General features: G+C 32.0%; 13 protein-coding genes. 2 read left to right on the plus strand and 11 right to left on the minus strand.

The features are described from left to right. Positions 1-112: 112 nt before the first annotated feature. The 4 genes from CD032_RS03930 to CD032_RS03945 form a co-directional block, all read right to left on the minus strand. A complete protein-coding gene (locus tag CD032_RS03930; protein WP_019468188.1) occupies positions 113-667 on the minus strand; it encodes a GNAT family N-acetyltransferase in 555 nt (184 codons plus the stop codon). Between the two features lie 94 nt (positions 668-761). Continuing rightward, positions 762-1058, minus strand: coding sequence for a hypothetical protein (locus CD032_RS03935; protein ID WP_019468187.1), 297 nt, complete (start codon positions 1056-1058; stop codon positions 762-764). A 251-nt stretch (positions 1059-1309) separates the two neighbouring features. Beyond that, positions 1310-1522, minus strand: coding sequence for an SA0632 family lipoprotein (locus tag CD032_RS03940; RefSeq protein ID WP_019468186.1), 213 nt, complete (start codon positions 1520-1522; stop codon positions 1310-1312). 53 nt (positions 1523-1575) lie between these two features. Continuing rightward, the gene (locus CD032_RS03945) at positions 1576-2037 is read right to left on the minus strand and encodes a GNAT family N-acetyltransferase (protein ID WP_064264635.1); all 462 of its coding nucleotides are present in this window, start codon (positions 2035-2037) and stop codon (positions 1576-1578) included. A 98-nt stretch (positions 2038-2135) separates the two neighbouring features. Here CD032_RS03945 and CD032_RS03950 point away from each other — a divergent pair, with 98 nt between their 5' ends. Beyond that, a complete protein-coding gene (locus CD032_RS03950; RefSeq protein ID WP_026034754.1) occupies positions 2136-2819 on the plus strand; it encodes a DUF1129 family protein in 684 nt (227 codons plus the stop codon). 76 nt (positions 2820-2895) lie between these two features. Here CD032_RS03950 and CD032_RS03955 read toward each other — a convergent pair whose 3' ends face one another. The 5 genes from CD032_RS03955 to CD032_RS03975 all read right to left on the minus strand — a co-directional run bounded on the left by CD032_RS03955 (position 2896) and on the right by CD032_RS03975 (position 7758). Further along, entirely contained in the window at positions 2896-4056 is a 1161-nt protein-coding gene (locus tag CD032_RS03955) for an MFS transporter (protein WP_064264636.1), read from the minus strand. 159 nt (positions 4057-4215) lie between these two features. Continuing rightward, a complete protein-coding gene (locus tag CD032_RS03960; protein WP_019468182.1) occupies positions 4216-4704 on the minus strand; it encodes a DUF456 domain-containing protein in 489 nt (162 codons plus the stop codon). 6 nt (positions 4705-4710) lie between these two features. Then, a complete protein-coding gene (locus CD032_RS03965; protein ID WP_019468181.1) occupies positions 4711-5919 on the minus strand; it encodes a sugar efflux transporter in 1209 nt (402 codons plus the stop codon). An 89-nt stretch (positions 5920-6008) separates the two neighbouring features. Then, a complete protein-coding gene (locus tag CD032_RS03970) occupies positions 6009-6863 on the minus strand; it encodes a LysR family transcriptional regulator (protein ID WP_019468180.1) in 855 nt (284 codons plus the stop codon). 166 nt (positions 6864-7029) lie between these two features. Beyond that, on the minus strand, positions 7030-7758 hold the full coding sequence (locus tag CD032_RS03975) for a ribonuclease FAU-1 family protein (protein WP_064264637.1): 729 nt from the start codon (positions 7756-7758) through the stop codon (positions 7030-7032). A gap of 210 nt (positions 7759-7968) precedes the next feature. Here CD032_RS03975 and CD032_RS03980 point away from each other — a divergent pair, with 210 nt between their 5' ends. After that, positions 7969-9081: a 5-methyltetrahydropteroyltriglutamate--homocysteine S-methyltransferase gene (locus CD032_RS03980; RefSeq protein ID WP_019468178.1), complete on the plus strand. Its 1113-nt coding sequence runs from the start codon at positions 7969-7971 to the stop codon at positions 9079-9081. A 70-nt stretch (positions 9082-9151) separates the two neighbouring features. On the opposite strand, the gene CD032_RS03985 is transcribed toward CD032_RS03980, so the two are convergent. Then, the gene (locus CD032_RS03985) at positions 9152-9655 is read right to left on the minus strand and encodes a cupin domain-containing protein (protein WP_019468177.1); all 504 of its coding nucleotides are present in this window, start codon (positions 9653-9655) and stop codon (positions 9152-9154) included. A 1-nt stretch (position 9656) separates the two neighbouring features. Continuing rightward, positions 9657-10373 carry a YebC/PmpR family DNA-binding transcriptional regulator gene (locus CD032_RS03990; protein ID WP_019468176.1) on the minus strand — a complete coding sequence of 239 codons (717 nt, stop codon included), beginning with the start codon at positions 10371-10373 and terminating at the stop codon, positions 9657-9659. Between the last annotated feature and the right edge of the window lie 461 nt (positions 10374-10834).

Raw genomic sequence — 10834 nt, forward strand, 5'->3', positions numbered from 1 at the left:
CTCCCTTCAAAGTTTACATTTTTAAGTGTCTACTTTGAAGGGAGCATATCATCATATGGATTAGTCTTTTTTATGAGATTGAGCTTTATGCCCCACTACTTTATTTAAACTTCTATTTTGCTTGTTTTGTTAGATCTTTATAATACCTAACATGTCTTTTAAGTGGATGATATTTGCTTAATTCTGGGTATTCAAAGAAATCATATAATTCCATACCTATTTTTTCCATAACCTTACGTGAAGGCGCATTATTTTCTGAAGTAAATGCGTATACGTCATTAATACCATGCTGTTTTGCATATTGGAGTACCGCTTCTGCACCTTCAGTTGCGAAACCATTCCCCCATACTTCCGGGATTAAACGCCAGCCAATTTCATAGAATGGTAACTCATCAAACGTATATTTGCTGTCTTTAGGTACATAGTTCAATCCAATAAAACCAAGCCATCCATTTGTTTCTTTTAATTCAACAGCAAAAAGTCCTATACCATGATTTATAATAATGTCATTCATCTTTTTCATATCATGTTCTGAACGTCGATAACTTAATAAACTCGGGAAATATCTACGGACTTGATGATTCGCATTCATCTGTTGAAATGGAAGTAAATCTTCTGCTTGCCAGTCCCGTAACCTTAAACGCTCAGTTTCTATATAAACTGTCATACTGTTACACCTCTAAACTGGAAATTAAATTTCTATAGAAAATAACGCGTTATGATTATTCTCATACCGCGCTATCACATGGATTAAGCTTTGCTTATGCTTTTGAAATATAACTAATCAATTCAACATTTACAGCCACTTCTTTTAACCGACCACGTTCACTTTTTGGTGCGGTAAATGTTGCATCTATAAAATCATTTTTATGATTTAATTTGTAAGTAGCTACAAATGTATCAGTATCAGATTCAAAGTTTGGTAAATGTGCAATAACACGTTTAATTTCACCCGTTGAATCTTTGATTTCTCTACCAGTTATACTTTCAATTTCTCTACCTAATTCTGGAAGCGTAATTGAACGCCCTTCTAGTAATACAAAATCTTTTTCATGCATCGTTATTCCCTCTTTCTCCTAATGAAAAATGATTGTTTAAAAACTGCGTATAATAAATGATTCATTATAAAGTCACACTTGATATAAAGGTATTGCTAGACAACTGACTTATAATTTCAAATCTATTTTTTAAAACTTTTTATGTTCATTACGTTAATGATACCCATTATAACAATTTGTAAAACGATAGTACAATAATTTCCTGGGAAATATTGCATAAAATCATTTTGTAAAGAAATACGTTTAGAAGCCTATGTTTCAGTGTTAACATCTTTTTCTAAATTCTTTGACTTATCTTGGAGTTTATCTTTTTGTTTTTCTAAATCTTCTTTTTGCTTTTTCAAATCTTTATTTTGCTTTTCTAATTTATCAATATCTTTCTCTAACGTTGCTTTTTCATCATTTTTTCCACAGGCTGTAAGTAACACAGTGGACGCAAGTATGAGTGCTAAACATTTTTTCATGTAAGAACTCCTTTTGTTAATTTCATAATAATAATATAATTTTATCATTATTTTTAAATATCTTCATTATTTATTATTAATCTTTTATTCATAGTCACTGAACTTATATGATATCCAAGTTTAAAATTCAAATCTTTCATTGCGTTATTGTGGTTGACTACTGTGCTTTCGATTTCTAAAGCGCCTTTAGCATGCGCCCATATTTCCACTTCTTTTTTTAATACTTTCGCTATACCTTGATTGCGATAATCCTCGGAAACATACAACATTTCAATAATGACTTTTTGGTATTGTTTTAAATACCTTGCCCAGATAAAAGCAATCATTCGTCGTTGTTGTATTTCGATAATCACAACATCTGTGTTGGCCATTAATCCATTTTCAATCATTTCTTTATGCAATGCAACAGAGATAGTAGTGTTTTGATATTGCTCATATTGTTCATTAAGTTGTTGTTCGTGAATTTCTGCAATTTCATTTAAATATTGTTGTTGTGTTTGTTTTAAATATTCCATTATTACTCCTTTGAAAGTGTTATTGATTTATAATACTATATTAGTCATAATTAGCATTATAAATATATTTTATATGTAAGAAGGAATGCCAAATGCCAATGAAATCTACCGATAAATTAATGCGTGAAAACAATGTAAAAGCATTACGTTTAAATAATACAGATCGAGATACTTTCGAAAATTATATGACTTACGTTAGAGCTGATTTGAGTGTCAATCCGCATGATTCTGAAAAAATGTTAAATCGTGTTTTAAATCAGTTGTTAGAAGCAGAAAAAGATGGTGCATTAGCAATGGAATTCTTTGATCATGATCCTAAAGCTCACGCCAAAAGAGAACTTAGACGTTTACCAAATGAAACAATAAGAAATATTTTCAAGTATATTATGCGTCATATTATGCTGTTTGTGGGTATTTTTTGTTTTCTCAAAGGATTTGCAGGATTTTTTATTGGTGCAAAACGACTATATCTATATACTTTTCCACTCACATTAATCGTAGGTATTGCTATCATTTTTTTCTTTATTTGGATGTTATTTAAAACAGTCCAAATACGCTGTTTTAGTACATCACATTTATCTTGGCTTTTAACATATCTCGTTTTACTTTTATCCGTATGCGGGATATTTTATGTTTTTTTCATTCCACAGACACTTTTAACTGTCGGACCATATATATTAATTAGCAACTGGACTTTTATTATTATTTCTTTCATCTTCATTCCAACAGCATTATATATTGATCATCACTTTACTAATAAAAATACAAACGCTTCTTTATAAAGATAATTAAAAAACACGTTAGCACATGCTTCTAAAATTCAAGAAGTGGCTGACGTGTTTTTAGTTTATGGTTCACTTATGTTGTTATACTTTCTTTCTTTTCTACTGCAATATTGATAAATAAGAATATAAGGCCAATTAATGTTAATATTGGCGCAATTAAACTTAATGATGCAACTGGTAGATTTGTTACCACGACACCTCCGATAAACGCACCCAAAGCATTACCTAAATTAAATGCTGATTGGTTAAGCGTACTCGCAAGTGTTGGTGCATCTTGTGAAATTAAAGTACTTTTATATTGTAGTGACGGACTCATACTGAAACCGATCAGACCGAAAAAGAAAATACCTGCTACCATTAATAGTCCATTCATTTGTACAAAATATAATAAGATGAAATATAAAGTAAATACACTAAATATCATTTTTAATGCTTTATTTAAATTCCAATCTGCAAGTTTTCCGCCTACAACATTACCTAATGTGACACCAATACCAAATATAATCAATAAATATGAAATTAAATTTTCTTGTACATGTGACACATCAATAAGTACTGTTGATATATAAGTAAAGTAAGCAAACACACTGCTAAATCCAAATAATGTAACAGCTAATGTTAACCATAAGCGTTTTTCTTTTAAGATTTTCAGTTCATTTAATACAGATGATTTAACTGTTTCTTTTTTCATTGGTACAAATATAATAATACCTATTAATGCTAATGCTCCGATAATTGATATAATAATAAATGTCATTGGCCAACCAAAGTTTTGGCCGATTAACGTTCCAAATGGCACACCTAATATATTACTCATGCTTAAACCCATAAACATTAATGCCATTGCACTAGCACGCTTTTCTGGTTTAACCATACTTGCTGCTAATATTGAACCTATACCAAAAAATGAACCATGCGCTAATGAAGTAATAATTCGACTCGTCATCATGAATCCATAATTAGGACTGAATGATGCTGCAAAGTTTCCTATAATAAATATCGCCATTAATGCCAACAATAAATATTTTCTATTCCATTTAATTGTCAACATTACAATGATAGGACCACCGATAGCAACACCTAAAGCGTAACCTGTAATCAGTTGACCAGCTTGACTCACACTAACATCAAAATCTCTAGCGATGTTGGGTAATAATCCCATAATTACAAACTCTGTCATTCCTATTGCAAACGCACCGATTGCGAGCATCCATATAGCAATTGGATATTTCATTTAAGACTCCCTTCCTATTCCCGCTTTTTAACACATGTGAGTGATTATACTAAAGTAGTCATAACGAAAACAAGAAGATTGCTTATATTCCAATTCATTTATGCTATAAGGACGCTCGCCAAGATTGTATGCCTCTTGTGACATCTTTCACTACGTAAATTAATTGATTAATAATGCATCAATGAAAAACCAAATCACCATAATAATCATTATTATCGCTTGAGCGATAGAACTTGCTAAAAATGCTACAACTGAACCAAAACTTGCCTTTAAAGCTTTAGAAAAGTGTGGCTCCTGTATAAATTCAACTACTAACACCGCTATAAACGGGATAATGATTATTCCAAATGGTGGAAAGACAAAACAACCAACGATAACACCAATCAATGCTGCATACTCGCTTAATTTTGATCCACCGAATTTACTGACAAAATATTTATTCATAATGAAATCCGCAATAATAATAAATATTGTGAACAATGCCATCGATACATAAAAAATCCAAGACAAATGATGATTATCAAAGCCGAATTGATAAATTAAGAAACCAATCCACAATATAAGTACTGATGGTATAATTGGTTTAATTAAACCGATAAACGCTAAAACAAATGCTGCTATAATAAATAACCATAAAATCAATGTCATTACAATCTACTCCATACTTTCTTCTGTGAATTTTTGTTCTTTCGTAAAATATATTAAAATCATACCTAAAAATATTGATCCTGCAGAAACAAAGAACACGTTGCCTAAGCCTACCCAGTGACTCATTATACCGCCGAGCAGATTACCACATAATTGTCCTATAACCATCGCATTAGCAAATAATGTAGATGCATAACCAGGAAAATCAGGTAAAATATCTTGGAAATAACTTATACCTAATCCGAGCAAAATTGCTAGGAAAATCGCTAGAAACACCTGGCCCACAATCATCATGATAAGACTGTTAAATACGCCAATACTAAAATAGAATAATCCTCCAAACAAACCTCCAAGTATCAGTAACGTACGTGTAGTCAACTTGGCCGATAAAATACCTAATATGACCATAAATGGTACTTCTAGTCCTGCACAGATACTAGCTAGCACGCCCACTCGACTTTCTGGCTCGTTTAAAAAGTTCGTTACATACAATGGCATATTCAACGTATACATCCATTGTCCTATATGTAATAAAATAAAAGCCAAAAATGGTACAAACAAAACTTTATCTCTCAGCATATTAGGTGCAGCCGCTTCGACATGTGTACTATCTGCTACCGGACGCTTTGTTTGAATATCTTTAAAGAAAAAAACTTGTAATAAAAGTGTGAATAATATGATTGTTATCGTTCCGCCAAATAAACCTGCATATCCTTTAAAACTGAGTAACAACGCACCTATAAGTGGACCGAACAAGAAACCAAATGAAAACATCGAACGTAATACAGCGTTAGCGAATTTCGCTCTATCCTTTGATGTAGAAGTATTGATCGATTCTCTCGCTGACGCATACATTTGTGGCATAGCTGGGGCAAAACAACCTTGAAAAATGGCATACATTGCTATAAAAATCCATATTTCATGAACATAAAAATAAATTGAAAAACTGACTGCGCCCATAAAAAGTGCAGTAATAATAATCGTTTTTCTATTGATACTATGTGTATCAGAAAAACGCGCTACAATTGTATTCATTGTAAATTGGCTAATTGCAGCTAATGCTAATAACAAGCCATATTGGGTAGAAGTCATACCTAAATCATTTGTGGCAAATAACACCAGATACGGTACAGTGATCGCAATTCCCATACCTAACATCATCATATTAACAACAAATAATTTATAATTTTTTATATGTAACAATTCACTAAACATTTAGCGTCCTCTATTCCTATTAAATTCAATATAACTCTTCGCAAAGTTACTTTTATAACTGAACCAAAATATTCAATTGTGAATAATTATTATTCTACGTATTCCATTATTAAATTAATAAATGAATCAACTTGTGGCAACTGTAACATGCTTGGATCATAGCTTAAATAAGTAGAACGAATCAGCGGCTTATCGTCTATATCTACGCGTTGAAACGCAAATTGTTCCTTATCCAAATGTTTCATCATTATTTCTGGCAATATTGTCACGCCAACACCATTTAATAACATTTCTTTACATGTCGCCACTTGGTCAACCGTAATCATCGCATGATAATCTTGACCAATTTGACTACCATACCATTCTTTAATTTGGTTAATATATATAGGGTCAGCCTGAAATTCGATAAACGGCATCTTTTCTACTTCATCATTACGATTTTTTGGATGGATAAAATAATGTTCGTCATTAAATAAATGTGTGTTGCTTAAATTCATCATTTTATTACCACGAATAATCATCACATGGTAATCTCTATGATTCGCTTTAATTTGTTCACTTGATCCTACTTGAACTTGAATTTCTACATTTGGAAATTGTCGTGTATATAAATTCAATACAACCGGCAACAACGTTTGACCTATTAAAGACGAACAACCGATGGAAATGGTACCATTTACTTCGCCGATATGTGCTTGCATCTTATCTAAAAATAGACGCTCTCTATTTAACATATCACGCGCGTGTTCAATAATCATCATACCCTCAGTCGTGGTTATTAATTGCTTTTTTGTACGTATGAATATGTCGACACCAAATGCATTTTCTATCGCTTTTAATCGTTGTGTTACTGCTGGTTGAGAGATATATAAAATTTCTGCTGCTTTCCTGAGCGTTTTTGTCTCATCTAATGTAGTTAACAAGCGATAATCGTCAATCTTCATAATTATCCCCCTATTTTTACAAATACTTAAATATCTTTATTTATGGTGGCCTTACTTGTATCTACTTTGCGTTAATTACTTATATTCAGTAATCTTCAATTCTCGCAGTGTTTACTATAACATGGTTAATGCATGACTAATATAGGGAATTTTGTTTACCACAATTTTAAGATTTTTGAGATGCATTTGAATCTTTAATCTTACTATGATGTGATTTATTTTTGTTTTGATTAGAATGATTATAATGCTTATTGTATTTTTTAATCGACTTATGTTTAGTCTCATTGTATACAGAGTCTTTGTCTTTATGCTTTTTCCCTTTAAATTTTTGTTTATTAAAAGAAGATTGCTTTTGAGAATTCGCTTTTTGTTTTATCTTATGAAAACAATACATAATTTTGTCTTGCATCGTTGTAAAATCTGTATCAATTTTAATCATTAACTGATGTGCGATAATGTATGCTTCGTGATATTGTTTCTTCGTTATTTGTCCTTGATTTAACGCGCGTAATAAGTCGTCTTCATCTACAAGCTCGTATGCTCCACCAGGTAATGCTAATACGTCCAAGCATAAATCAATCGTACGCGCATTTCCTTTTTGCGTAACGTTTTTTATATTTATGTCAAAGTAATATTCTAACGGATTGCCCTTGTCGTCTAACATCACTGTGATACTATAACGCTTTTTTTCAGGTAATATTTGTAACCACTGATAGTTATCATCGGCAACAACAATATTTTGTCCTACCACCGATACTTCTAGCGGTTCACGTACTTTTTTCATCGTTACTAAACCAATAATACCTTTAAATTTGTTATTATTCACTTTGACTTCCGTATACTCTCGGTCAATGATGCGACGCCAGTGACGTTTATCAATATATTTTACTTTCACTGCCACCAACTCCTTGTCATTATTATATAAAACTGAACCTTACATGTCATCTTATGTTTGTTACATTTAAATTTTTAATTAATAGTGAGTAGATAATTATTTTTATTGTACTATATTTCATAGCGCAAAAGCGAAATTGACAATTGTTGAGAACTTTGTTAAATTTTTAATATATTTTTCAGAAAATTCTTTAAAAAGGGAGATAGCCATATGTCAACGACACAAAGACCATTTAGAGCGGATCACGTAGGGAGTTTGCTACGTCCAAAACGCTTAAAAGATGCACGCAAAGATTATCAAAACAACGAAATAGATGCACAAACTTTAAAAAATATAGAAGATGAAGAAATTGAACGCATCATAGATAAACAACTAGAAATTGGTTTACATAGTATTACTGATGGTGAATTCCGCCGAAGTTGGTGGCATTTCGATTTCTTAGAAAACTTGGATGGTGTTGAAGGTTACACATCTGAGCGAGGTTTAACATTTGAAGGTGTAGAAACTAGAAATCACAACGTCAAAGTGGTTGATAAAGTTGCATTCAATCCAAATCATCCCCATTTTGAACACTTTAAATTTTTATATGATAAGGTAAACGGTCGTGCAACAGCAAAAGTTTCAATTCCAAGTCCAAACCAATTATTCCACCCTAATATTTTAAACGAAGAAATATATCCTGACATCAATGATTTTGCACATGATGTAGCAAAGGCTTATCATGATAGTTCACTTAAATTCTATGAGCTTGGTGCACGTTATATTCAACTAGATGATGTGTATTGGGCAAACTTGACTTCTGGAACACAAAACACACGTGGGCGTGATAGAAGTGAATCAGAAAAAGAAATTGCGCGTCAGCTTGCTTATAAAGTGATTAATGAAGCAATCAGTGATTTACCAAAAGATTTATTAATCACAACACACATTTGTCGTGGAAATTATCAATCTACTTGGGCCATTTCTGGTGGTTACGAACCAATCGCACCGTATCTATTCAAAGAACAATTAGATGGTTTCTTCTTAGAATATGACGATAAACGTTCAGGTGATTTCGAACCCTTAAGATTTTTCCCAAAAGACCGTTCATTTGCAGTATTAGGATTATTCACTTCAAAAAACGGTGAGTTAGAAGATAAAGATACTATTTTAAAACGTGTAAAAGAAGCACAAAATTATATAGATTTAGAACAAATTTGTCTAAGTCCGCAATGCGGCTTTGCGTCTACAGAAGAAGGCAATAAATTGACAGAAGAAGAACAATGGAAAAAGTTAGCTTATATTGTTGAAATCGCTAATGAAGTTTTTGGTACTTCAAAATAATATAAACAAGAAACTCGTGTTACTTTCACAAGCGTTTTAATGAGAAAGTAACACGAGTTTGCTTTTATATTTAACTATTAATGTCCAGTGATGATAAAGCATAACGATCGTTAATTTGTTTTAACTCTGGGTAAGTTTCGTTTAACCATTCTTTACTCAATAACTCAAAATGGTTAAATTCAAATGCTGGATGGCACATGCAACCCACAAGCGCATAACCAGCACAATCTTCAATAGACGAGGCAAAAATCGTACCTTTTGGCACTACATGTTGTAATACATCACCGTTTTCGATATGTGGCCCTACAGTTACTTTTTGATAGCTACCGTCTGGGTGTATCATGTGAACAGTTAAAGAAGATCCTGCATGGTAATACCAGATTTCATCGGCATCTATACGATGAAAATGTGATATATTATCATGCGTTAAAAGAAAATATATACTAGAATAAGCTGACCTTTGATTTGAGTTATCAGGTATCTCTTTTATAGTCTCTTTATAATACCCACCTTCTGGATGCGGCTGTAATTGTAATTGTTCAATCCATTTTTGTACTTCTTGATTTTTATCCATGTTATTTCAAATCCACATTATGGAATACATTTTGTACATCTTCTAAATCTTCTAATGCTTCAATTAATTGTTCGAATGTTTCTTGATCTTCTGTTGATAATTCAATATCTGACTGTGGTAACATTTCAAATTCCGCTACTTTAAATGTTTCAACACCTGATGCACGTAATGCATCTTGTACTTGCGCAAATTGATCAGGCTCAGCATATACAATTGTTAAACCATCTTCGTCTATGACATCTCTAACATCTATCTCTTGTTCCATTAAACTTTCTAAGACATCATCCGCTGGCTTGTCTTCAACACCAAATACTGCAGTATGTTCAAACATATAAGCAACAGATCCAGAAACCCCCATATTGCCACCATTTTTACCAAATGCGGCACGAACATCAGATGCGGTTCTATTAACATTATCAGTAAGCGCATCTACAATTATCATTGAACCATTTGAGCCGAATCCTTCATATCGCAACTCATCGTAATTTTCTTCGCCGCCACCTTTAGCTTTTTCAATAGCTTTATCTATAATATGGTTAGGCACAGAATATGTCTTTGCTCTTTCTAATGTTAATCTTAAAGCTTGGTTTGATACTGGATCGGGTTCACCAGATTTAGCCGCTACATAGATTTCTTTACCAAATTTAGCATAAATTCTACTCGTATTCTTATCTTTTTGGGCCTTTTTCTCTTTAATATTATTCCACTTACGTCCCATAATTTCATCTCACTTTCTAATTAAATGCGTATATCAGTACATCATATTATACAATATTTTTATTATATCACATAGATAAACATGCTACTTTGCTTGTATTTTTTATTGATGCTCTCAGTTAAACTTAACTGTTTTGTCATTTATTTAAAGCGAACATTGATAGTTGATCACAAAGGTTCAAATCATATAGGTTGATTTAAATTTATAAATATCACCTTTTAAAGTTGTAAGATAGTAATTTTATAGTATGTATAGCCTTTTTTCACTTGAGTACATATTTCAAAGCGAATTTGAAACGTGTTTGCTTCATTGTAAACTTAGCGTCGATGTACTATAACTTCAAGCTATACCTAGTCAAATAAACACGATTAAAATGATATCAGTTCAATTGTAAAAAGGACTAATCCACAAAATGAACTGCACCCTGTCAAGTAGACAGTGAAAAAAACAAAATGTTTATG

The organism is Staphylococcus cohnii subsp. cohnii (assembly GCF_002902365.1).
Taxonomy (GTDB): Bacteria; Bacillota; Bacilli; order Staphylococcales; family Staphylococcaceae; genus Staphylococcus; species Staphylococcus cohnii.